Origin of the sequence: Cedecea sp. P7760 (genome assembly GCF_013386425.1) — a bacterium.
Classification (GTDB): Bacteria; Pseudomonadota; Gammaproteobacteria; order Enterobacterales; family Enterobacteriaceae; genus Cedecea; species Cedecea selenatireducens.
Map to the genome: position 1 here is coordinate 15821 of NZ_JACARU010000038.1, position 24677 is coordinate 40497.

Annotated in this window: 22 protein-coding genes and 1 pseudogene; 9 read left to right on the forward strand and 14 right to left on the reverse strand. The window is 48.4% G+C overall.

Annotated elements, in window-relative coordinates; genetic code table 11:
- Positions 1-87: 87 nt before the first annotated feature.
- Positions 88-1005, reverse strand: a complete 918-nt coding sequence (locus HX778_RS14035) for a LysR family transcriptional regulator (protein ID WP_176982353.1) — start codon at positions 1003-1005, stop codon at positions 88-90.
- A 106-nt stretch (positions 1006-1111) separates the two neighbouring features.
- Between HX778_RS14035 and HX778_RS14040 the strand changes: the two genes are divergently transcribed.
- Both HX778_RS14040 and HX778_RS14045 read left to right on the forward strand, forming a co-directional pair.
- Positions 1112-2176: an alkene reductase gene (locus HX778_RS14040; RefSeq protein WP_176982354.1), complete on the forward strand. Its 1065-nt coding sequence runs from the start codon at positions 1112-1114 to the stop codon at positions 2174-2176.
- A gap of 346 nt (positions 2177-2522) precedes the next feature.
- On the forward strand, positions 2523-3350 hold the full coding sequence (locus HX778_RS14045) for an alpha/beta fold hydrolase (RefSeq protein WP_176982355.1): 828 nt from the start codon (positions 2523-2525) through the stop codon (positions 3348-3350).
- 632 nt (positions 3351-3982) lie between these two features.
- Here HX778_RS14045 and HX778_RS14050 read toward each other — a convergent pair.
- Entirely contained in the window at positions 3983-4894 is a 912-nt protein-coding gene (locus tag HX778_RS14050) for an NAD(P)-dependent oxidoreductase (protein ID WP_176982356.1), read from the reverse strand.
- A gap of 209 nt (positions 4895-5103) precedes the next feature.
- Positions 5104-6513 (reverse strand): PLP-dependent aminotransferase family protein, encoded by a 1410-nt coding sequence (locus HX778_RS14055; protein ID WP_176982357.1) that lies wholly within the window; start codon positions 6511-6513, stop codon positions 5104-5106.
- A gap of 199 nt (positions 6514-6712) precedes the next feature.
- Here HX778_RS14055 and HX778_RS14060 point away from each other — a divergent pair, with 199 nt between their 5' ends.
- The 4 genes from HX778_RS14060 (at position 6713) to HX778_RS14075 (ending at position 9376) form a co-directional block, all read left to right on the forward strand.
- The gene (locus tag HX778_RS14060; protein WP_176982358.1) at positions 6713-7171 is read left to right on the forward strand and encodes a carboxymuconolactone decarboxylase family protein; all 459 of its coding nucleotides are present in this window, start codon (positions 6713-6715) and stop codon (positions 7169-7171) included.
- Positions 7172-7248: 77 nt separating this feature from the next.
- Positions 7249-8388: a hypothetical protein gene (locus HX778_RS14065; protein ID WP_176982359.1), complete on the forward strand. Its 1140-nt coding sequence runs from the start codon at positions 7249-7251 to the stop codon at positions 8386-8388.
- A gap of 81 nt (positions 8389-8469) precedes the next feature.
- Positions 8470-8904 carry a cupin domain-containing protein gene (locus tag HX778_RS14070; RefSeq protein WP_176982360.1) on the forward strand — a complete coding sequence of 145 codons (435 nt, stop codon included), beginning with the start codon at positions 8470-8472 and terminating at the stop codon, positions 8902-8904.
- Between the two features lie 4 nt (positions 8905-8908).
- Complete coding sequence (locus HX778_RS14075; RefSeq protein WP_176982361.1) at positions 8909-9376, forward strand: carboxymuconolactone decarboxylase family protein; 468 nt, start codon at positions 8909-8911, stop codon at positions 9374-9376.
- 178 nt (positions 9377-9554) lie between these two features.
- On the opposite strand, the gene HX778_RS14080 is transcribed toward HX778_RS14075, so the two are convergent.
- From HX778_RS14080 to HX778_RS14110, 7 genes and pseudogenes are all read right to left on the reverse strand, one after another.
- Positions 9555-10325 (reverse strand): hypothetical protein, encoded by a 771-nt coding sequence (locus tag HX778_RS14080; protein ID WP_176982362.1) that lies wholly within the window; start codon positions 10323-10325, stop codon positions 9555-9557.
- Positions 10326-10487: 162 nt separating this feature from the next.
- A pseudogene (locus HX778_RS14085) lies at positions 10488-10739 on the reverse strand (PIN domain-containing protein); the annotation flags it as partial.
- A gap of 103 nt (positions 10740-10842) precedes the next feature.
- Positions 10843-13029 (reverse strand): P-loop NTPase fold protein, encoded by a 2187-nt coding sequence (locus HX778_RS14090; protein ID WP_176982363.1) that lies wholly within the window; start codon positions 13027-13029, stop codon positions 10843-10845.
- Positions 13030-14118, reverse strand: a complete 1089-nt coding sequence (gene pifC, locus HX778_RS14095; RefSeq protein WP_176982373.1) for a transcriptional repressor PifC — start codon at positions 14116-14118, stop codon at positions 13030-13032. It abuts the gene before it with no gap.
- Between the two features lie 279 nt (positions 14119-14397).
- Positions 14398-14952: a GNAT family N-acetyltransferase gene (locus HX778_RS14100; protein WP_176982364.1), complete on the reverse strand. Its 555-nt coding sequence runs from the start codon at positions 14950-14952 to the stop codon at positions 14398-14400.
- A 50-nt stretch (positions 14953-15002) separates the two neighbouring features.
- Positions 15003-15260, reverse strand: a complete 258-nt coding sequence (locus tag HX778_RS14105) for a YjhX family toxin (protein WP_176982365.1) — start codon at positions 15258-15260, stop codon at positions 15003-15005.
- 519 nt (positions 15261-15779) lie between these two features.
- A complete protein-coding gene (locus HX778_RS14110; protein WP_176982366.1) occupies positions 15780-16412 on the reverse strand; it encodes a hypothetical protein in 633 nt (210 codons plus the stop codon).
- Positions 16413-16970: 558 nt separating this feature from the next.
- On the opposite strand from HX778_RS14110, the gene HX778_RS14115 reads away from it, so the two are divergent.
- Genes HX778_RS14115 through HX778_RS14125 form a run of 3 tightly spaced genes read left to right on the forward strand, consistent with a single transcriptional unit; the run spans position 16971 to position 20206 of the window.
- Positions 16971-17669: a hypothetical protein gene (locus tag HX778_RS14115; protein WP_176982367.1), complete on the forward strand. Its 699-nt coding sequence runs from the start codon at positions 16971-16973 to the stop codon at positions 17667-17669.
- Between the two features lie 46 nt (positions 17670-17715).
- A complete protein-coding gene (locus tag HX778_RS14120) occupies positions 17716-19317 on the forward strand; it encodes an ABC transporter ATP-binding protein (protein ID WP_176982368.1) in 1602 nt (533 codons plus the stop codon).
- Positions 19310-20206: a JmjC domain-containing protein gene (locus HX778_RS14125; RefSeq protein WP_176982369.1), complete on the forward strand. Its 897-nt coding sequence runs from the start codon at positions 19310-19312 to the stop codon at positions 20204-20206. Before HX778_RS14120 ends, HX778_RS14125 begins: the two co-directional genes overlap by 8 nt.
- Before the next feature lie 26 nt (positions 20207-20232).
- On the opposite strand, the gene HX778_RS14130 is transcribed toward HX778_RS14125, so the two are convergent.
- The 4 genes from HX778_RS14130 to HX778_RS14145 all read right to left on the reverse strand — a co-directional run bounded on the left by HX778_RS14130 (position 20233) and on the right by HX778_RS14145 (position 24172).
- Complete coding sequence (locus HX778_RS14130) at positions 20233-20595, reverse strand: nuclear transport factor 2 family protein (protein ID WP_255483404.1); 363 nt, start codon at positions 20593-20595, stop codon at positions 20233-20235.
- Positions 20592-20825 carry a DUF2164 family protein gene (locus tag HX778_RS14135; protein ID WP_218167142.1) on the reverse strand — a complete coding sequence of 78 codons (234 nt, stop codon included), beginning with the start codon at positions 20823-20825 and terminating at the stop codon, positions 20592-20594. Before HX778_RS14135 ends, HX778_RS14130 begins: the two co-directional genes overlap by 4 nt.
- Before the next feature lie 541 nt (positions 20826-21366).
- On the reverse strand, positions 21367-22521 hold the full coding sequence (locus HX778_RS14140; protein WP_176982370.1) for a UvrD-helicase domain-containing protein: 1155 nt from the start codon (positions 22519-22521) through the stop codon (positions 21367-21369).
- Complete coding sequence (locus tag HX778_RS14145) at positions 22514-24172, reverse strand: AAA family ATPase (protein ID WP_176982371.1); 1659 nt, start codon at positions 24170-24172, stop codon at positions 22514-22516. The genes HX778_RS14140 and HX778_RS14145 overlap by 8 nt, the downstream gene beginning before the upstream one ends.
- Between the last annotated feature and the right edge of the window lie 505 nt (positions 24173-24677).

Consider the following 24677-nt stretch of genomic DNA (forward strand, 5'->3'; position numbering starts at 1 on the left):
AAGGAATGGGACAATGAAAACCGCATGTGATTTACAGGGTTTACCTATGTCGCGGTTTTACTACAGCAGCATGCGGCATCTGGTTTATCAAATCAGGTGCATTACCCCGGACATGCTGCGTTCCGGAAATTGCAGGATCAAAAAGTCGATGAAGGCTTTTACCTTTGTGCTTGCAAGCCTTCTCGATGGATGCAGCACCCAGAGTTCAATCGGCCGATCGACTGCGTGACCCCAGATATTTACTCCGCTGAGATCTGCACCGGTCTGGTTCAGAAGCGAACGGGGCAAGAGTCCTACCCCGGCTCCGGCCAGGACTGCATCCCGCAGCGGAACAAGGGATGACATCCGAATACGTTCATGTGGATTGAGGGTAATCTCTTTTCCATTATGGCTAAATTTCCACATTCCTCCGTCGAAGCCGCTTGCCAGAACAACTGCGGGAATATCTACAGGCGGACCTCCCGTTTCACCATATGCACTGAAGTCCGGTACGGGGATTGATTTGGCGGCAACGATCAACATTTCGTCACGTGCAAAACAGCGGCCAACCTGCAGTGCGTCATGCCTGGGATTCACACGAATCGCCACGTCATAATTATCATCTACAAGTTCCACGTTTCGGTCTTCAGCATTGATTTCCAGAACTACGTCCGGGTAAGCGTCAGAGAAGCCCGCAGCTATCTTACCGATCATCGTATGCGAAAACAGGACAGGTGCGCTGATGCGCAAACGTCCGCGAGGGGATTCTAACCCGGTAGAGATTAGATCTCCCGCGGCCATAATTTCGCTGACCAGATGATGTGTCCGTTCGTAGAGTGCCTTTCCCTCCTCGGTAAGCTTTAGCGTTCTTGCCCCGCGTTCCAGCAAACGGACGCCAAGACTTTCCTCAAGATCCATTACGCGACGCGAAAGCGTCGCTTTCGGACGCCCGGTACCCCGACTGGCCTTTCCAAATCCTCCGTAGGCGGCAACGATATTAAAATCTGCAAGCGCTGTAAGATCCATGACTAATCCATTTTTGAGACAGTGTGTCTAAATAATAGGATCTTCATCCATAAAATGAAACGGTCTAACATTTAATCACCTTGTCAGAACCTATCTGGAAAACGAAATGAAAAGTCTTTGGACACCCATTACCATTGGTCGCCTGCAACTGTCCCATCGCCTGGTCATGTCACCGCTGACGCGCGCCCGGGCATGCGAGGACGGAACACCGGGGGAACTCGCTGCAGAATACTATTCACAGCGAGCTTCACTGGGCTTACTGATCTCCGAAGGCACCCAGCCCTCTGCAGATGGCCAGGGGTTTCCGAACTCTCCGGGCATTTATACCGACGCGCATGTAGCAGGCTGGAGTAAAGTCAGCGCCGCTGTCCATGCAAGAGGAGGCCACCTTTTTATTCAGCTGATGCACGCGGGTCGGATGTCTCATCCGTCCAATACCCCGCATGGCAGGCAGGCTGTAGCCCCTTCCGCAATCGTGCCGGATTCAAAAATCTACACCAAATCGGGCATTGTTGACGTGCCGGAGCCACGTGCCCTTAGTCGTGAGGAAATTCGCACGACTGTTAACGATTTCCGACATGCGGCGGCACAGGCCATCACGGCAGGCGCAGACGGCGTGGAAATTCATGCAGCAAATGGCTATTTGATCCAGCAGTTCTTTTCACCAAACTCCAACCAGCGCGAAGATCAGTATGGTGGTCCGGTAGAAAATCGTATTCGTTTTGCTCTGGAAGTGGTGGATGCCGTTGTGGCGGAAGTCGGTGCAGATCGCGTGGGAATTCGCATATCTCCGGGCTCCTCCCTGGGAGACATTGCTGAAGGCAGCGAGTATCCGGCGCTGTACCGGCAGCTGGTACTGGAGCTGGCAAAACGTAAACTGGCGTACCTGCACATTGCGCACAACGGCAATGACGAATTACTGGCAGATTTACGCAAGCTCTGGACAGGCGCGTTACTGGTGAACCGCGTAAACCGCCCTCTTGAAGACATAGCCTGTGATATAGATGCCGGATTAGCAGATGCTGTGCCGGTAGGGCGATGGGCGCTTGCCAACCCAGATTTTGTAAAACGTCTACAGGAGGGCCATGCCCTTAATGATGCGGACCCGTCAACTTTCTATGGCGAAGGCGCAAAAGGATATACCGATTATCCTGCATTCGAAAAAGCATAACGGGACAAAACGGGTATTCTGCTCTTCAGAATACCTGACCTGCCTGCAATAAAAGTATTGTTTACTGCAGATAATATCCACACCTTACGGATCTTATCTGCAAATAAAGACAGGGAGGGGAGTCATTGCCAAGTGTTATTTTCAAACGTACCTGGGTCACGACAGAACGCACCTTAAACCCGTATTCATCCGGAACGGTTCCCTCTTCAGACGATTAAACTGAACCGATGCCTTTAATGAGGGATCAGGCTTTTCTCTGTTTTCAGCAGTCTCTCTCCGGACGCGTGTTCATTTGTCGATAATGACCCTTTCCATACTGATAATTAATCAACGAGGAACATATAATATGCCTGTATTCCATACTCAGGATCGAGTTGAGTTAAATTACAATGACTGGGGGCAGGGGCGCCCCGTCGTACTTCTTCACGGCTGGCCGCTTACCAATGAAAGCTGGGATGACATCGCCAGCGCACTGGTCGGGGAAGGTTACAGAGTTATAGCACCTGACAGAAGGGGGTTTGGCCGATCTGATCGCCCCTGGCATGGCTATGATTATGACACTCTGACAGATGATTTGAGCCAGTTGCTGGAGCACCTTAATCTGACGAATGCCGTGCTAATAGGTTACTCCATGGGGAGTGGCGAAGTTGCCCGATATATCTCGCGATTTCGTTCAGAAAGAGTGGCAGGCGTCGTTATCATTGCAGGCATCACCCCCCAGCTCGCGTGGTCAGAGACAAATCCCGGCGGGATGGCGTTAAATGACTTTAACGGCTTTCTGGACGCATTGATTAGCGATCGCATTGGTTGCCTCGATGGCTATGCCAGGACGACTTTTGCTGATGTGGCAATGCAAAACTGGTATTCACACATGGCGCATCAGGCAAGTACGCGCGCTATAATTTCGAGTGCCGAGTCATGGTACTCAACCAATTTCAGAGAAGATCTTCAGTCGATTGATATTCCCACACTCATTATCCACGGGAGCGTAGATCAGAGCGCGCCTGTTGAGATTACCGGACGGGAATCTGCTCGATTGATTAAACACGCCCTGTATATCGAGTATGAAAACGATGGACATTATTTGCCTTTTGAAAACAGGAACAGGCTTGTCAATGATCTGCTGAGTTTCCTTTCGTCTATGCCAGGTCAGGAAACGCAAGCGTCAAAGTAATGGCCCTATGAACATATGAAACAATCAGAATGACCAGGTTAGCTCTGGTCATTCTGCTGGTATTCCTTTGAAAATTCATCTCTGGACGGCATTCTACCGCTATGCATATCTTAATGGCAGGCAGCGGATTTCATGGTGCTTATGCTTTCAGGAAAATACAAATCCAGGCCGTCAGATGGACAGAATAATATCAAACCTGGTATCTCAGTGCGTTGTCATCACACGTATTAACTTTACCCCGGGTGCGAAATGACTAATTATTCGTTCCAGCGTACTTTCAAAAACCTCATCGACTCCCTGTTTTATCTGAATGGTGTCCAAGATGACATCCGCTCTGACGGCTTTCCATTGCACAACCCCCAGAAGCTGAATAAATGCCTCGTACTGCCCACTGCCGGTTTCGCAGGGAACCGGGCTGAGTAAAGGGGCTGTCTGCGTACTGGCAGTATTCATTATTTCAGAAAGTACCGGCATACAACTGCCGTCATCATTCCGGATCACCGATGCTCTCAGAAAGCGACTGTCGCTGAGTATAAAATCAAAAACGTGCATTTTTTTCCGACTGTTCATTACTAATGACACTCACCTATGCCAGGATAATACGGTGCTGCCACACAGCACCGCCAATGTCTTCAGACGTGATTTTTCCAGAGCAGAGGACGCGGAGAAAAACCAAGCTCCTGTTTAGCGGCCCTGTTTGATGCCCCGGTCAGCGCAGTGTGATAGTAAAGGCCCTCTTCCCCTGCCAGCGAAAGCGATTCCCCGACGCTCAACCGAGCAGGCTCCGGCGCTCCGACCCAGCGTGTAAATGCAGGAAGCCATTTGTTTACTGGCAGTGGATCGTCATCCACGACATTATATTTGCCCGGCAAAGCATCGAGGGCTGCGACCGTTGCGGCGACAGCATCATCGATATGAACAAAAGACCAGACTGCGTTACCTTCACCGAAAATTGCTGCTTCGCCTCTGAGAGCCTGCTCCGCGATGGCACCACCAGGGCGGTACCAGGTACCCGGCCCGTAAAAGAATCCGTAACGCAGGATCACGCCGCAGATACCTGATTGCGTAACGTCGTTTTCATAATCCGAGAGAACCTGGCAGCTTTCCCCGACCACGCCCGGAGCCCGAACGCGAAGTGGCGCGTTTTCATCGGCCAGATGTCCGGTTTCGGCACTCAGGTAGAACCCGCGGGACTGCAGAATATAACGACTAACACCATGCGCTTTTGCAGCTGCCAGGAGATTACCGCCTCCAACCTTGTGCAATTGTGTGTCAGCCGGGATAGAGCGGATCACCTCAGCCGGGTTGGCAGGTAATAATGTCAGTTGATCGATAATGACGTCCGGCCTGAAATTTCCGACCGCACTAAAAACGGCATCACGATCCATTGCGTCCACGCACAGCGCTTCTGCGCCAACTTCCTTAAGGTCATCAACCCCTTTCCCCTGACGCGTCATGCCTGCCACTGTATATCCCAGCGCCATAAGCACTCTGACGAGGGGTAATCCGATTGCACCTGTGGCACCTGCCAGTAAAATTTTCATATTCTCTCCAAAAGTATTGGTACTGCCCGGGAAGTGGCCCGACAGTCGTAAATGACCAGGTCAGGATAGAGAACGGCAGGTCCATTAAAAAGAACCAAAAACGAATGATTTTTATGTACCAGCAAGTTTTTCCAGCGCGGGGATCTCTGTGAGTGCCAGTAGCAGGCAGTGTATCTGTATTTCTAATCCGTCTCGAAGGAGTTCTCATCTCATGACAATTTACGAATTAAGCGGTCGAGGCGCTGGCAGGCCTGCAGCAGAGATGCTCCCTCTTTCCCGGATACCCCGAGCAGCAGGCCTGCACGGGCTGGGGTATCAGCCAGATACCAGCCGGAGAGTGGTGAAGGTGCAAGCCCGTAATTATAGGCATAATGGGCTATAGCCCTGTCACGGGCACCATCAGGAAGATCAATCAATACCGATAACCCGTAGATATGCGTGGTGTAACCAAACCCTTCCATTATTCTGGCCAGTTCAGTGCTTCTCGAGTTATACACCCTTTTCATTTTTCGCAGATGACGTAAGAAATGACCTCCGTTCATAAAAGCCAGGGCAGTCAGCTGAATGGCCGGATCCGGAGCGGGACAGAGACAGGCTGCGACATCGGCAACGGCTTCAATCAGCGATGGTGGAACCACCACGAACCCAAGCCGGAGGCCCGGACTGATGGTTTTACTGAAGGAGCCAATATGGATAACCCTGCCAAAGGTATCCTGTGACGCCAGGGCGGGTGCTGCCCGACGGTTAAGCTGAAGCTCTCCCAGATAGTCATCCTCAATGATCCAGCTTTCATTAGCTCTGGCCCACTCAAGAAGTCTGTTACGTCTTTCAAGCGGTAAAGTCATTCCCAGCGGGGCTTGCTGTCCAGGGGTAACAAGAGCCACCGAGGCACTGGCGGCATGAAGAATGCCGTACTCTACGTCCATTCCGGACGAATCAACCGGCACCGGAACTGCTGTCAGGCCGGCAAGAGCAAGCGCTTTTCGCGCAGGTGGAAAACCGGGATTTTCAACCCATGCCAGTTTGCCATGCAGAGCGAGTGCATGCAGGACAAGACCCAACCCGCCAGTGAATCCTGTCGTGATGAAAACCTGAGCCGAATGGCACTTTAAACCCCGGGAGAGCGCCAGTTGGCCTGCAATCTCGCGACGCAACTCACTTTCACCACGGGGATCGAAGTATGCCTGCCTGAGAGACATGACCTTACGGGCAGAAGCCGCAAACAGCCGAGAAAGCAAGGGAACAGGAAAAACATCGCTTGCTGGAATGCCCATCTGAAAATCGCCGGTGGGGAATAAAAAATCCTGATACAGCTCTGAAGCAGGTACCGGTTCAGCATCGGCAAGTTTTGTCGTGTTCACCGGCAGCTTGGCAGCTACACAAGTTCCGGTAGCGCGGGACATCACCACGAATTGCTCATCAGACAGACGCTCGTAGGCTGTCTTTACTGTGCCGCGGGAAACACCCAACTGCGTGGCAAGATCTATCCATGAAGGTAGTCTGGCGCCGGGTTGCAATACTCCGGTCTCGATAGCTTCAGTGATCACTTTACGGATCTGGTCTGATATAGACAGGCTTCCTGAGCGATTTATGGCAAACATCAATTTTCTCTTATTCATACTCCCCCCGGTCGCGCGTATGGCTTCCCTAAAAACGTGTCGTCACATACCCGATATCTGCCAGATATTGTTTACTTTATGGCGCTGGCGGTTGTTCATCCACATCTCGTGGTACATCAAAATCTTCTGGTTTTGGTTCTTTTCAGTGTAAATCCAGCTGGTAAGCTTGACTCACTTTCAACGATAAAGGAAACGAAAAATGAGCCAACGCATTGATTATACTAAGACTTCCCCTGCTGGCGTAAAAGCGCTCGGTAGCGTTTATGCGTATGTTGCACAATGCGGTCTGGAAAACACGCTTATTGAGTTAGTGAACCTTCGTGTAAGCCAGATAAACGGCTGTGCTTTCTGCCTGGATATGCACACCCGCGATCTTCTTAAGAAGGGCCTGACCCCTGTTAAGCTGGCACTGGTTCAGGTATGGGACGAGGCCGGAGATGTTTTCACTGAACGTGAGAAAGCAGCTCTCGCCTGGGCTGAAACCGTCACCAGGGTCTCCGATACGCATGTTCCGGACGCTGCATTTAATGCTGCATCTGCTGTTTTTGAAGATAAAGAACTCGCCGATCTTACGATGGCAATTGGCCTGATCAATGCCTATAACCGCCTTGCTATCAGTTTCCGCAACGTTCCTCAGGAAGCAGCAGAAACCCGATAGTGATATCGGGTTATACGGTGAAGAAATGGTTCAGGCCTGTCTCATAAATTAGTGTATTATTTTCAACGACCGCAATAATGAGCAATAATCAAGAACTGGGTGATAAAGCAACTCTCATCTGTGATTTAATGAATTACGGTGATAAAGGGATTAACTGGAAGGTTATTCCCGCCTCTTCTTTAAATCATGTGGTGTTGATATACGGTATATTATCCCTTGCAAATACGATTTTCCCGGGTGACCGTTATCTTATTATTGCCGATAATAATAACGACACTAATTTTTATAATGACTGGTTTGAACATTTATCTTTTTCAGGTGGGATCAGGCCTGAGATAACCATCAGCAACATTGAGGCTACAGAAGGCAGTATGCTTGTAGTTTCAATAAGCGACTCAAGAAATAAACCTTTCTGTCTTGACGAAATGATGACTGACGGCCGCCATACCGTGTGGCCAGGAACAATTTATTCTCATCAGATGTCCGGTGAGACGGCTGAATTTGCTCGGGCCTCTTTTCGTCAGACCGAAAATATATGGCGAGACAGGTTCGGACTGGGTCCGTCACCGAAAGATTATGTTGTGCGATTTTTACAGGACCGTCACTTCTGGGAAGTCACGAACTCCGGAACGCGGATTTATAAACTGAATCGCCAGTTCTCCGTGACGGTAAGCAAATCAGAAGTAACAGGCGGCGTCTACTGGTGGACAGAGCAATTTTCAGGACTGGCCGTCAGGCGACTTCTGCGACTCAGGTTCGGCGGGCATATCATCAGCACAGTGCCACTGGTGCAATTTAAGGCGTCAGGGCTGACCGTGCCCTTTCCTGACTTTGATGAAATTGTATCACCCCGGAAGAGTCAGGGCGTAACGTTTTGCAGGGATATTTTTTACTACATCAAAGGGAGTCTTAAATTCGCATTACTCTTTAATTTGCTGGGAGAGCGCTATCAAGAAATCGTCACCGGAATCGCGTCAGATGATAATGAGGGCGAAGCGCAAATATTTCCGATAATTGTTTTCAATAATGAAGCCGAAAGAATGAGTTTCATCGTATTTCTACAGGAACATATTGGAAAATTTGACGCTTTTCTGGAGACTGAGATTTCAAATGAGGTAATTCCAGAAAATGATATTATGGCCAGAGACCGGCATTTTACTTTATGGGCTTATCGGCAATATTTAGTCTGGCCTGCAGGAAAAAATAGTAACGTGTGAATACAACAACCATATAATTTGGGCTATGGACAACATCTGTAAAGCCGCAAAAACGGATTGTCATTAAATACGAGGTAAGTTATGAATATCAAATCTTTTTCTGTAGTTGTTGTTACCTTTGGACTACTCTTCTCCAGCTACGCTTCAGCGCACGGGATTGAACAGCACCAGGCCGGGGAGATTGTAAAACCCAATTTTTCACACGTGTTGCCTGACGTGCCGGGTAAATCTCTGACTGCAGTGGAAGTTATTTATCCAGCAGGAGCGGCTTCCCCCTCTCACACTCATGCACCCTCTTCTTTTATCTACGCCTATGTCGTTGAAGGTGAAATTACCAGTCAGGTAGCCGGTCAGCCTGAGCGTACTTATAAAGCGGGTGAAAGCTGGTATGAAGACCCGGGTGCGCATCATGTGGTTAGCCGTAATGCAAGCAAAACGGCTCCGGCAAAACTTCTGGCCGTGTTTATTGTTGACACAAAGGATACACAGTTAACAATCCCGGACAGCAAGAAGTAAAGCGATGGGATACCGTCTCAATTACGGCAGGACGTCGCCGGACGGCGTTCTTGCTTTTTGCGAGGTTGATGCCTATCTCAACCAAAGTGATCTGGAGGAAACACTTATTGACCTGGTTTATTTGCGTGTGAGCCAGCTCAACGGGTGTGCATACTGCACAGATCTTCATATCCGCATGCTGACTAAGGATGGACTGAACGCCGGTAAACTGGCTATGGTGCAGGTGTGGGCCTTTACGGAGGGTTTGTTTTCCCCGAAAGAAAAAGCCGCATTAGCATGGGCCGAACATATTACCCTCATACATAATGCGACTTTACGACATGAGCAAGCACCTAATCTTTCTGAGTTTTTTACAGATAAAGAGTTGTGTGATCTCACACTGGCTATCGGCCTTATGAATGCTTATAACCGACTGGCTGTAAGTTTCCGCAACGCACCACATGCTGCCACGGAGTGCCAGAATTGTCTGTGAAATACTTCCCGGGTCTGGTGTTCCTCAGGACCTCTGAATCGCAGGCTGCCAGCGTGTGATATTAAAGAACGTCCGCTTCTGACACAGGACAGACTGGTCTTAGGGCAGACATACAGACTGTAATGAGCAACCAGGGGGCGAAAAACGGCTATGAATATGAATCTTCCCCTTTCTAAAATCAAAAGCCAGGCGAATATTTCACTGGAGACATAGCTCCCTTTTTTCTTAGTTCATCCGGAATTTTTTTACCTAGATAAATCCTTAATATATCAGGGGATGCTATCTTTCCCCGGAACCCAAAACGGGATTTTTGTGTAGATTCAAACTCATCGTCAGCATTCCATGAAGGCATTTCAGGGAAATTCTCACGGGTAGACTGGAGCCACTCATCAGCCACATACACCCCCCTCACGATTCCTCTTACTGTAGCCAGTATAAATTCAGCCTTACGGGCACGCTCAACACTGACGCGCCAGCTAAAACGTACGGCATCATAGAGGTCCACATCTTTTGAACTTCTGTTCACCGATATCATCAGGACTTTATGTTGGAACACGACTGTTTCAGGTTGGTATGTTGCAATTAACTCTTTGATGTGTGCAGCACCATATTCGTTGCTGCCAGCACCGTTCATGATGTTCGTTAAACCGGGGTAGGCGTCTATTAGTGCGGCTTCAACTTCGTAAGCGGTCTTTTCATCAGCCATACCATGGCGATGGATTACATGGATGACCTCAAGGCCAGCCAATCTTATTTCTCGAAGTTGCCTGAGTTTGTTGCTAAATAATTCATCATCAGCCGCAGCCACCTCACCACGCATATGAGCAAATACACGATTCCCTGTGCCTTTCCCTACATAGAAGGTACTTCCATCCCTGGGATCAATTAGTCGGTATACATACCAACCAAGATGTTCAATTATCCCCGGAGGAAACTCTTTGATATTCATGTCAAAACTCCTTTCACCCGATTCTTGCGGCATAAGCAAGACAGATTAAGGTAGATTACAAACCAGTCATACTCATCAATCTCCTTTATGATTGATCTAGCCAAGAAAATGCAAAGTTCGCCTCTGGCACACAACGGTCGCTCATTACCTCAACATACTTTTTTATTTCACCCGGTCTTCCAGCACCAGGCCCGGCACCCGCTCAAACTCTCTTGTATTATTCGTCACCAGAACGGCGCCAGCGGCAATAGCATGCCCGGCGATCGCCGGATCGTTCGGACCGATCGGCGTGCCGGCGAGACGCAGCGCCACCTTTATATCCGTGGTTGCATCCACCGCGGCGCGGTCCCAGGGCAGGATGGCATCGAGTCGGGCGCAGAAGGCGTCAACCAGCTCAGTGTGGCGGGGCGAGGCTACATTCAAAACACCCCTCTATATTCTCTATTGACAAAACAGGCTCTTGCCGGGGCTGAGTGCGCGCAACAAAGCCGCTTAATCCTGAGCCAATATCCGTCGTTCATGCATTTTTTAATTTGATTGCCTCGTCCACCATGGCGGCCATATCCCGCAGGGCCTCCTCATCGTCGTCTTTAATCTGTGCCAGCCTCGCCTTCAGCCCGGTAGCACCGAAAAATTGCTGAAGAGCCGGTAGATCAAGACGCAGGTAGGTCCCCAGTTCAGTGCTGCTGACGGGCGTCCTCATGTTCAGCAGCATCTGAAGAAACGCCCTGTCATCAAGATGTTCCCCAGCTATCCAGTCCCTGACTTCTTCCTTTTCCTTATCTGAATAGGATATCTCACGCCAGGCATAGATAAAGCTGGCCAGATACGGAATTTCTGCCAGCTTCTGACGTACACTTTTTTCGGCAAGCCGAATCCTGATCATCATAATAAGATCAGCCAGCTCAGCGCGACTTACGGGGTCACCATCTGCCTGCCTGCCAAGATGGCAGAGATAAGTGGTGGCCCAGGCAAATGCCTCAGCATCACGCACCAGCCTGCTGACGTACGACATTGCCATTGAGGGCTGCCGTTGCTTCAGCTGTACTATAAGCTGCGAGACCAGGGTATCGATCCCCAGGCTTTCCCGTCGGAAAAAAATATCCCGTTCACGGTAGAAAGGTATGATTTTATCGCTGCAGCGGAACAGGAATTTCAGCAGGTTCCTCTGGGCACAGGGTCGGGCTTTGGCTGTAACGGCTGGCGTCAGGCGGGTCAGTATATGTTCGAACCAGGTCCGGGATGAAATGCCGTTTGCCGTTACACTGTCTGACAGTCTTCGTTCGAGGGCATCATAATCGCTGCCGGCGAGGGCAAGAATATCCTGAATATCCGCATCGGACATCACGTTCTGAGGGGCTGAAAAGGAAAAATAATATCGCCAGTACACCGGGCTGGCCAGCCTGCGCTGCAAGCTGGCTCGCTCCTGAGCGTTTCCGGATACGGGAATAAACAGGCTGAGTGTTTTTTCATCAAACCCTTCAATGCCAGGCAGCCAGTCATGTAATTCCCAGACGGATCGCGCCTGAATGGCGCCGAAGCAGCTTAAGGCTTTCGTGAGATTTCCAGTCAGTTCCAGCCGCTCATCGTCACTGACATGCCCGTCTCGAGTCGTCACTACCGACCATTCGGTAAGGTAATGTTCGACCCAGTTTGAGAGCGTTGGATTCACGGTCGTAAGCAGCTGGATGAGACACAGATCCGGGAAGTAAACATAATCCCGTAATCCCGGATAGCGAAAGCGGACGGCATTCAGGGCCTGGTTAACTTCGCGGGGAGTGGACAGGGCTTCGCCATAACATTCGGTGTAATGAGCCAGCGCCCGGAGGAGATCTTCATCCGGCTCGTCTGCATTGACTTCCCGCCACAGCGCAAGCGCGCCCTGGCGGAATTCACGGCGCAAATCAAAGCTTTCAGGTCTTGGCAGGCTGAATGACAGCGGGATGATTTTCTGCAGATACAACCTGCCATCCAGCACACCCAGCGCGCTTTCCACGGCATGTGCCAGCACATTGCGGTCATAGCACATTACGTACCGGATGCAGGAGAAGTCCGCCACTGAACGAACCATACGCAGGACCTCTGCCGCCTGCGCCGGTTCAAGCCTGTCCAGATCGTCAATAACCACGATAAAATTTACCCCGAGTGAGGCGATTTGCTGCTCGATTTCTGCCCGCAGTTCTGCGGCTGTTTTCTCACGTTTACCAAGTTCCGTTTCTGCTACCGCATCCATCCCGTCAGCGACCAGCCCCATCCAAGGGAAGAATTTGCTCCCGAACCGGATCAGGGGAGCCAGCCCACGAGAGGTCTGTTGGGCATAGTTCATGAGATTCGCTGCCAGAGGAGACAGCTGACCCGCCTGTGCCTGAACAGACGTATCCAGCCGGGCTAATCTGGCGGCAATACTCACCAGAAGTGCCGTGACCGGGCTATCATCAGGCGAATGCAGCCAGGGTGAAAACGTCACGATTTGCGTCTGTGGTGATGTGGGGCACTGAAGTTCATGGGTCAGAAACTGCACAAGAGTGCTTTTTCCGGCACCCCATTTCCCCTCAATTCCAATGACGGTACTTATGTTCTCGTCCAGTGCCCGGATGCTTCGGGCCAGACCCTGCGCTATCGCCCTAAAACCATAACGATCGTCCTCCGGATTAAGTACCGGGCCTTCAAATCCTGCACGGGACAGTTCTGATCCTGTGGGCATTTACAGATCCCCGTACAGGCCGCGCAGGCCAGCCAGGGCCTCCGCCAGTGTGCCTTCAGCGCTTAGCATGCTCAGCTCGCGGACCAGCGTCTCAAAGGCCTCTGCCGGCATAAAAATTCGTAACCCGTCGATACCGAAGAACCCTTCTGGCGTGACGTTTCCCGGGGGGGAGAACATCACGCGCTCACCCTGGTGGCCGTGCGCCAGGGCTTCCGGATGGCGGGCGTAGAGCGTGAACAGGCCCAGCAGTTCGGAGAAGGCTTCCCACCCGTACGGCACCACGAAGTCCTGGCCGGTGATGAGCAGGTGCAGACGCGGCGTGGTGTACCAGGCCCCCGGGCGCTCGCCGGGAAGCTGACCGTCAATGCGGATATCAAGGCGCAGCGTGCCGGCTTCAATGGTTTCCGTCACGGACGGGATCACCGGGCGCAGATCCTGCGCCAGCGCTGTCGCTTTTGGTTCGCTCCAGTCCAGCCCGCGCAGAACCAGGGGGAAAACAGCTTTCAGCCGCGGCAGGGTGAAGATCTCCCCCAGCACGGTGTCCGGCACCTCCGCCAGGCCAAAACAGTCGCTTTCCAGCGGGCGCAGCAGATGTTCGGCATACATCTGATCCACCACGGGGCGCAGCGCCGCCAGGAAAGCGTCGAATTCCGCCGTCCAGTTCTCCCCTGCCAGGCGGAAAATCCCCTTCAGGTAGTGGCCGTCCACCGGACGGTCGTTCTCAGCCTGCCAGGCCAGCAGGTCCCGGGTGATGTCCAGCAGGGTGCGCAGGGCCGGGAGCGTGGCCACCCTGTTCCGGCCGCACAGAAAGGCTTCCCGGGCATAGGCCAGGATGAAGCGCAGCTCGTCACGGGAAACGGGCGAGGTGCCGAAGATCTGGCCGAGAACGATATGCCGGTACAGCTGCCGGACCGTGGCCTCCGGATCGGCAACCAGCTGAAAATAGCCGTCACCGGGCGCGACCGTTTTCAGGCCGTCATCGAGGAAACGTTCGGCCAGGGCGTTGACCGAGGTATTTTCGCGACCGGCGCGCACTTTCAGCGCCTCGATCAGCTTTTTGTGAAAACGCAGGTTAAGCTGGCTGAGCATCATCGTTCCTTTCATATTTGTTTTGACTATCATGCTAACCTAGCATTAGTGAAATGCGTTATTAAATTTATCCTTTAACGCTTATATTTGTGATGGATTTATAATTACGGAAAGTAATGCCGGGCTTGCTACACCTTCTGTGTGCTCTTCTTATTTCTCCTGAGGTCCGAAAAAAGGCAAAACCGGAAGTGGCAGGTCAGCCGCGAAGGACGCTGTATCTGTGGCATGGAAAAAGGCATCCGAAGATGCCTTTTTAAGTTGGTAGTTAATCAGAGATAGTCAACAGTTCTGTTTCACTGTGTGAGACCATTCGTCTGAGGTTATGAGATATTCAACGCCATCTCTATCTGCCCCGACAGGCCAGTCATCGAGTTCGACAACAAAATCTTTAACGAAAGCCATGCCAACGGATTGCATCGTGGCTCTTGATGCCTGGTTACTTACGGCTGTAAAGGCATAGATCCTTTCCAGGCCGAGATTTTCAAACCCGTATCGCAACAGTTCAGCTGCACCTTCTTTTGCCAGTCCCTGACGCCAGAATTCAGGAAGGAGTCTGTAACCTAACTCTCCCGCAGCATTATCAACATAGATCTCCGGAACACAGAGTATCCAGTAACCGGCAAAAGCCCCATTAACAAAACCAACCCAATAACCTAATCCCCGTGAGGCGGAATCTATAAATTGCGATAACTCCTCCCTACACGTTTGCCTGTTCCTGGGTCCATGGAGGAAGGCCATGACATCAGCATTGGAGTCCAGCTGATACTGGTAATCAAAATGTTCCTCACTGAGAGGTATTAATGTTAATCGATTTGTTTTCAATATTTTTTGCATAGTTATTCCCTTAATTACTTATCTGTAATTTTTTTAATTATTTCAATCTATTATGCATTATCGCATTGAGCTCTTACGTTCTGGAGCCCTACGGTATTAATGCGATATGGTTGACCATTTACTGATTTAATCAGCTTTTTTTTACGAAGTTTTTTGAAAACGGTGAGGGAACAATCAGACAGTAGCCAGCCTTCCCGGCTGTAACACTCAACAGACACAACCCGGCCTGCAGAATCTCTTGAATAGGATATTTTTCCACCCTTAGCTAAAACATGAAGGGTGCGTTGTTCTTGACGTGAAAGGTTCATCGATCCTGATACCTGTAATCAAATACAAAAAGTCGGCCAGCACGTAAACGCACTAGATTATGAGTTTTATGTATTGATAAATAAGATAGTGAGTGGTTACTCAATATTTACTTATCAGATGATTACATTCTCCAGCATCAAGCCTCTCAGTTAAGGGGGTGAGTAGCCATCATAACATCCCTGTATTTTTCTATCTACCCGGCAGGCGCTTCGATCTCTCCCAAGAAAATAAGCTGCGGATGATTCTGACGCATTTTTATCCAGTAGCGAAAGTTCACCAAGACCTACAAATAATCCCGCGCATCACCCTGCATTCCTGATCCCCTCCCCCAGGATGGGGGCTTTCCCGGGACGTCATCGCATCCCTGAGCCCGCCTTACTTTCTTCTGCAGGTCCCGGCAGGTATGGTACCGTTCTTTCGTCGTGCGCTTCCAGCGCTGAGGGCCTGCGGAATACAGGCGCGCTCACCGGAAAGCGCCGGATTTCACTGCTGTAGAACGTTTTGCAACGCAGAGGACATTATCTGACAAAATCCTGCATTGCTCGCCAGATCCTGCGCGTCATCACCCGGATATTCGGGGAGGCCGAATGTAGCGATGCGCGGTAATCTCCGGCGATGCGCGCCATCATCTGCTGCCGGTAGCTCGGGAGCTTGCCTGCCAGCTCGGCCAGTTTTTCATTGTATATTTTGATTTGATCCGGTCTCCCGTACATGCGCCTGAGCTCCTCCGTACAGTCTGCTGTGGCGAGCGAAGGCGAGGGAATTACCGCGTGAATGTGCTCCAGTAGCGGAACGACACGCCTTTTCCATTCCTCAAAATCGCCAGGCCGGTGAAGTTCCAGCGTATTCTGAAACCGCTGTGCAGCTTCGGTATCAATGGCAGATTCTGCCAGGCACCGGCTTAAGTCCACCGCGGTGATGCTCCGGCTATAACCTTTTGATAAAGTGTGAAGGATTTTATGCAGACGCAGGCAGTAAATGTGCAGATTACTGACGGCGCAGTGGCATTCCACCGCCAGACGCTCCAGCCTCTCGGTCTCCAGATCCAGCGCTTTCTTACGGATGTCATTAATTAATGCGAGTCTCGCTCCGAGCCAGGCTGCGGTGAGGGTCGCGACGGGCGTGATCACATCTTTCCACTCAAACGGCATGCTCTGTATGTCCTGTATCACCGAAGAATTTTCTGACAGATGAATACCGCGGTCATGGATACGGCGGCGGGCGCACTATAGCGGGCACCGGCAGGCCGTTTGAGGCCGTTAATGCGGTTTTTAGGGCGGAAGGGGTAACCGGACGGTTAAGGCGGGTTTTGTCTGCCATTTTTCCGCTCAGGTCAGGGGCACGATCCACCGTGCAGGGCGGCGGGGATAACCCTGCAAAGGATGGAGTTATTCAGTGCCTCCGGAAAGAAGACGGAGATCATGCTCCCGGAATCAATAAAGGAAAGTTAATTTTCCCCTGTACGCAATAATGCTTTAATGTTATCAGTCTATCAGGATTAGTGCTTTATCAGCACTAATCCTTCTTCATTCCTCCTGAGATCCAAAAACTCCAAATCCCTGATCCATGAGTTTACCTTGTAGCGAGACAGTCCAAAGTCACACAATCAGAACAAATAAAAAACATATTGACTACAAAGCACGTACTCATTAGCCTGTAAATGCTACTGTTAATCACTATCATTTGTATTATCACTAAAGGAGTTAGCGATGCTGCAACATAGTATGAAAAGTACCTCTCTGCATTCCCCGCTCGAAGCGGCCTCACTAGAGGCGATAATGAATTATCAAAATACTGATGTGCTGCTGAAATTCAGAAAAGAATGGGATGTCAGCCCGGAAGAAGCTGAATTCATTTTCACTGAAACCAAGAAATTTATATGGCTTGCTTCAGCCTCTCTCAGGGAATGTTTCAACATTAAGGTGCACGAGCAGTTCACCATTATTGATGAAATGTGGCATACATTCATTCAGTTCACAGACGCCTATACCAGCTTCTGTGAGGATTATCTTGGCGGATATCTTCATCACTACCCCAGCACGAATGACATGATCCGAAAGGAACTGAAGCATGTTAATGAGACGGGAATAACTTATAGAGATTACCGCTATAACGAATATGTAAATCAAATACAGCGTATAGAGCGTTATTTAGGCGCTGAAACCGTTGCCACCTGGTATGGTCAGTTTGCTGTTAAATACAGCATGGAAAATTTAAACACCCTGAGAAAGCCACTCGCATCGTCCACTGACGATACATACATAAAAAAAATCACACCTTTACTTGATATGCCAGCTGATAAATTCATTAAAATAATAATGAAGATTGACGTATGGACTGGACCCGCATCAGTTTGTGGCTGCAGTGGAAAAGGGTGTGGCGCAGGATGCTCCTGTAATTCGCGTTGATTAATGGATTAATGAAGCCCATGAGAATGGGCTTAAAGGAACTATTTTGAATTATATTGAAAAATATATTCTTGGTAACTGTCGTGTGATGCTGTTAAGCATATTTTTAATATCAGCATCCAGCAGTGCTTTGTTCGTCATGTTTGGTTTATTAATTAAAAGTGTTGTTGATAGTAAAGGATCTCTGGCCGACTCTACGATGCTGGTTATCTTTTCATCGTGTTTTCTTGCCATACGATTTTTTATGCCTCTTGGCTATAGTTTATGTGAGTTCCTTACGCAGAGATTAAATATCAGACTGAGCTATACTTTACGTGCAAAAATTATTGACAGGATACTGACATCGCAGAGTGATAGTTTTAGCAAAAAAAAACCTGGCGAAATTAACAAAGTATCTGAAAGTATGATTACGTCTGCCACCACGCTTACCAGGACAATATGCACACACATAATACCACTATTAATTCAGCTTGTTACGATAGTAGTTACTATTGCAGTTTCGGTTAACTACATTATCTCAATCGAATTTCTGGTGATGATGCTCGCTTACCTGTATTTTATCATCACAATGACTCAACGCAGACTTCCGATGATGAGAGCGGTAGCCATAACGGCAAAAAAGGTGTCTGGTGGGATGTTTGATCTCATGCAATTGCTGCCCGTTGATAAGTCATTTCACACTACAGACAAGAGCAGAACCAGGTTCATGAGCTTCGTGAACGATAATATTTCGAAACAAGTAGCGGTACGTAATGAGTTCTTCTTTTTCGGGATTAGCTCCGCTCTCCTGTCGGTTGTATTCTGTGGAATCATATTATTCTCTGTCTATGTGCTGATTCAAAACGGCAATATTACCAGCGGTAGTCTGGTAATGGTCGCTACCTTCTTGTTCCAGATATTCCTCCCAATGAACCAGGCCGGATTTATATTCCGTCAAATCAAAATGGCCCGGGCTGATATTGATTTATATTGTTCCGAAACAAAGGATATTATCCCCTCAACTACCCGGCCGTCTCCCCTGCCCCTGGCGCAGGAAAAAACAGACGTACGCATCAGGAATGGTCTTTTTGATACAACCATTGCCCTGAACAAGGGTGAAGTTACGTTTCTTGTTGGGCCGAATGGGTCAGGAAAATCAACCTTAGGAAGGGTGCTCTCCGGCAACAGAAACAGTAGCGATACCCTGTTCGAGATAAACGGCAAGGTTTGTGATAGCACTGAGTTGCCGTATCCGAATGTACTGTATGTGCCACAGGACATTGAGCTCCTGCCGGGCACTGTAGAGGATAATATCTCTCACTTTTCTGACAAAACTTACCTCAGTGCGATCACTGAATGGCTGAAGAGGTTCGGGTTCGATAAGCCGCTCGATCATGTTATCCGTGGTTTCGGCAGTAATCTGTCAGGTGGCCAAAAGCAGAAGTTAGGCGTCATGCTTTCATATGGCAAGCCGTACAGCCTCATCGTGTTTGATGAGCCAACCAAAGGGTTTGATGAATCCGGAGTAAATGCCTTTCGTGAATATCTGTCGCATGAGACCAGAGACAAATATGTACTTGTGATAACACACGATGAGCGGTTACTGGGTTCGTGTGCTGATACCAGTATTGTACGCATGAACAACAGCAAGGAGCTGGCCTGTGAATAATTTTATCAGCCACGATATTATGGAAAAATTTCGCCGCGAACACTTTCAAAAATCGCCTTTTGTACTAACCGGTGTCGACGCCAGTAGGCTGGTGAGTTGGCCTGCATTAAACAAGACACTGGAGAAGGACATTCTTCATTACCCCAGAGTAAGGCTTGCCAATGATAACTGGCCGGAAATGAGGGGCTACGGCGGGTTTGTCAGATATTCCTACAGCCAGTCCGGAGACAGGACGCCTCACATCAACAGACACCAGTTATATAAATGCTTACGCGAAGGAGCAACACTTGTTCTTGATCGCTGCCAGGCGTTTTTTGACTCAGTGGATCACATGAGGCAATGGTTGTCCTCTCAGCTTGAGTGTTCATGTAGCGCCAACCTGTATGCAGCCTTTACGCCGACCCCCAGTTTTGGCCTCCATTTTGATAACCATGATGTCCTTGCCGTACAGATTGAAGGGATTAAAAGATGGACAGTACATAAGCCGACATACTCATACCCTCTGGAGCATGAGCGTAGCTTCGACTTTATTGCACCTACAACGGAGCCAGATTTTATATTTGATGTTGAGCCAGGCCAGGCAATCTACCTCCCCGCGGGGTACTGGCATAACGTCTCAACCCAGACCAGGCGCTCTCTTCACGTTTCCTACACAATAATAAGACCCCGGCGTCTGGATATATTCAGAACTTTACTTGATGAATTATCAGGAAATGAATACATTCGCGCCCCCATTGAATTTGGAGAAAGGCTCTCGGATGATACTGCTCTTCGGGAGCTGATTAACGAGGCAGTAAAGAAGTTTGATATACAGCTCAACGAAACGATGTTGAAAATACAGTGTAATACGCCTGCCTATAAGCATATTAACCTGGAATTGCTTGATTAATTTAACAGAGGGAGGAAAACCTCCCTTTATAGTTCTTCAAAAGTAACGAACTGTAGTTTCCAGCCGCCGTTGACCATAATCCAGTTTTCAATAAATCCGATGTGCACTGTATCATCGTCGTTATCTAATGCTGCTTTACCAGATACACATGCAATACCTTTGAATTCCCGAATTTCAACGTCATACTCCCTTCTCGTTAACGATAAGATTTTTTGTTCTGCAGGGCGCATGTTTACCTTGCGTAACTGGTGTTTCTTATAAATCACTTTCTGGCCATTGGTGGATATAAACCATTCAGTCTCGAGATAGTCCAACTGATCGACGTTACCGGTATAAAATGCGTTATACCATTCCTTACGCATCAAATTTAAGTCAGTCTTGAAGCTCATATTATTTTCCTCAGATCTAATTCCTCTTCAATTTTTTCAGCAGCGCCCCGTAGTGACAGAATTGCGTCGTCGATAGCCATATTATAAATTGACGGAATGAGTTTCTTGAGCAATTCATCAAGCAGCGCTTCAGACTCAAACTGGCCAAGGTGAAGGTCATGTTCAGTCATCATGTGTGCGGTGATTGACTCTGTAAGTTCGTTATAAATCTCTTTGTTTAATTCTGGCATACGTATATTTCCCTCTCCACTACGAACCGCATTCACTGTATGGTTATATTGTCATGTTGACTACATTTATATTATATCAGAACCTGCAGGGCTTAATACAGCAGTATGGTTACGGCAAATATTTCTTGCTGCTTCGGCTATAACAGGCAACTCTTCATAGCTGTCTCCTTGATGGGGGCGTTAGGGCATCATGACTGAAACAGTGTACATTTCCTTAACAGAGCAATGCATGGCGACATAACCTTACAGAATGTACTGTGGCCTTTTTTTCCTTTTTAGCATCAAGGTGATTTTTTATTACCAAATTAGCATTAATCCAATACCAGCAATAATATACATCCATTATTGCATTATCAGCATTAGTCTTTATCTTCTCTCGCTGAGATCCGTTTTCCGACAAAGTCGGAGCTTCACTGAAAAGCCAGTAAAGCTTGAGTTTGAATGCGGTTTCGGTGAGGCATAACAGCAGCGATTATTGCAAGGGACCATCGTACCCTATGAGCGAAAAGCGGAAGATAAGTTGCCAGACGCCAGCATCGACCTACGCAAGTCTAATCCAATGCGGCAGCTTTATATTTTTAAAGTGTTCTTCCTCAACGACAAACGCCACGCTGTAACGAGCTCGGGTGATAGCCACGTACAGCTTATTTCTAGACTCCTCCGTTTTGTCTTTGTCGAACACTTTTAGGTCGCCGCCTAGATACTTGAGATGTTTCTCCGGTGAAATAATCAAGACACGATCGAAACCTAGACCTTTGCTTGAGCCGAAGGTGTGACAGGTCAGGCCTGGCGGCAAATAAGCTTTACCCATGGACGATGACCACCGCAAAACCTGAGGTTTGAACGTTGCGAGATAATCGCTTACCTGTGAAGATTTAATGATGAAGGTACCGTAGTGATGGGCCATCGCATCAGGGACATTTTCCACATCCGACATTGTCTTTTCATAGAGGCCAGGATGAATCGTATCAGACAGATCACAGATTTTTTGAATACATCTACGATTTCTCGGCAGCGAGCGTTGCTCAAAATTTATCTTCTGAAAATATTGGATCTTTTGCGCAGGAGTATGCGGTGCCTTATGACCGAATGTAGTCTTGTAAATAGTTTGACGGAAATCGCCGACACAGCAAATCGAGTCAGGCATTATCTTACTTAGCGCTTCGATAACATTGTAATCCCAACCAATTAAATCCTGAACCTCATCGAAAAAGACCCGATGATAGATTTCTTTTAACCTCTTTGCTGGTGCATTCTTTGTCTTGCTGGCGATCCTGGTAGCCAGCTTTGCTAGTAGGCCCGTATATGCTTTTGTCTTGCAGGAGGTCAGATAATGGAGTGGATTCAGGATCCCACCAATTTTCTCTCCCCTGTTGGGGAACCAATTCTTTGTAACCGCATTCAGGTGAGGGTTATGCTCGGTGAACGCTGTGGTGGTAATCCGCTCAGGGAAAACGACATTTTGATATGGTCTCACTAAGTCTTCCAGGTAAAAGGAAAATAAGCCCTTGACGACAAAATCATCACTGCTTTTGCCATATAGCTCTACGAAACGAGAACGGAGTTCGGCTTGGTTGCTTGTGGTGTAGGTGACAACTAATACACGGCCACCCGCCTCAATCACTTTAATGGCGTCCTGGATGATTTTATAGGTTTTGCCTGACCCTGCTCCCGCAATCCAGAATTCATTAGCCAAAGTTAAACACCTCATCAAGGAAGGCCGGGTACTTGAAATCCAGGTTTCCATCAAATAGCTTGATAGCCGAATCAACCTTGCGAGCACCCTTACCGTTTCCCTTAACGCTTCGGAACCACTCGATCAGAAATTCGCGCCGTTTATTCAAGTTGGCAACTTTCGCGTAGAGGCTGTAGGTCTGCTTGGATAACACCTCCTCAGCAAAAGCATTCAACGTTTTTAGATCGATTGCATTGGCATAAATCATCGCGGGTTCTAGCGAAAACTCTTCATCATCCTCAGAGGAGATGAGCTTGATATTGGGATAAGACGCATAGGCCTCACGAGCCTTCACGACGTTCTCATCATAGGCCCCATCGTTATCCCGGAGCACGTTGATTCTGGTACCAATCTCCATGCCCACGGAGATGAAAGTATCGAACCCAACTCCGCGCACCACAATGATATCGATTCCATCTTGCTCCGGCAGTCGGTCGTGTTTGCGATGGTAGATCTTCTTAAGTACCAGCTCGTCCGATGGACCCTCTACCAAGATTACTTTGCGGGACAATGCCACACGCAAGGTATCATACCCTGGTAATCGTTTAAGAGTTTTGACGACTGCAGGATCAAGCTTATGTAGGCGCTTATATCCCGACTGGACAAGGCAGATTTTATCAATGCTCAGCTTGTTGAGCACATATGAGCTGTGAGTTGTAAGGAAGAGCTGTTTGGTGCCCCGCTGCCTCTCGATGTAGTGCACCAATTTATTAAGGTTGGTGTGGGAAAGGTGGTTTTCGGGCTCTTCCATCATCACCAAATCGATATCCTTCGATTTATTCTGAATTGCGAGTTTGATCTGCACATTACTTTGTTCACCCTTGCCGATGAACTGAAAAGGTACGTCATCCACTTCAAGTTGAAGACTGGTCTGAATAGAGCCGGCAGGTAAGGTACTCGCGGCAATAGAGAGTTTTTTGTCCGTGATCAGGTGGTTTGTATCTAAGCCGGTATTGACCATCTTCACCTCACCCGAGTTGTTGAACACCTGCTGATTCTCACGATAATTGAGAGTCAGCTTAACAAGTTCCTCCTTGTTCAAAGCAGTGTTCAAGATGGTCGAGATATACTGATTCTTACCCAATGTTGGGTGAATACGTGCTGGATCGATATACAACGCTCTGAATTTCTTGGCTACAGCTTTAATCGGGTTCCATCCGAAATCCAACCACTCTAGCTTATAGAACTCGATCGGAATGCTCGTAATGTTAGGGTTTGTCTTTAGGTATTCGGTATACACGTCCTCAAGCGCAGCATCGAAGCGCACTTGCACTGTGATTCCTTGGGCATCAACTTTCAGAAAGTTGTTTGCTCCTCGATATTCTGGCACTCCATCTATGAATGCCTCGATCGTTAAGTTAGGCAGATGCTTGGCTGACTTGTCCGAAGCCAAGAATTGCTGGACTGCATCCTTGTTGAAAATATCTGGTGTAAACTCGGTGTTGAAAGGTCGGCCACGATAGTTGTAATTAAGAACTATTTCCAATGCTTCAAGAATCGTACTTTTACCTGCATTGTTATCACCTACAAATATGTTTACGTCATCGTTGAACTCAAGATGTTCATCTTTGAATTTCTTGAAATTGGTAAGCTTAATCGATTTAACGCGCACTCTAAGTCCCTCAAGATACTGTCAAATAATAGCAAAATGATCATCTGGAAGAGATTACCTCGCCGATTCGGTTGTGTCCACATGCAGACTCGATGTCATTTTGGTTCCAGCAGGTACTAGGTGTTTGACATAAATTGACAAAGATATGAGATTTTTCACTGAACAATTTAAAGTATGCCTCTGACATATAGTAGAAAGGTCGCCGATCTGAAAGTCCGTTTAGAGCGATGAGGGGACAATTCATACCTGTTGAATTAAATAATGACTGAGAAATTTAAAGAACTATCAAGTCAATTATAAAAGTTAGCTCGCTAGCACACCTTTTATCTTCATTTCTTATTGCAATTTTAGGCTATGGTTATTCTATCGACTTTAAGAATCTGGCATTTGCAACGTCAAAAAGATGTCACCAAACCAGTGTCAATTAATCTCATTACATAGGAATCTGCTATGTTACAAAACAATTATTAACTAATAATCATGGGAAATATATTTAACTATATAA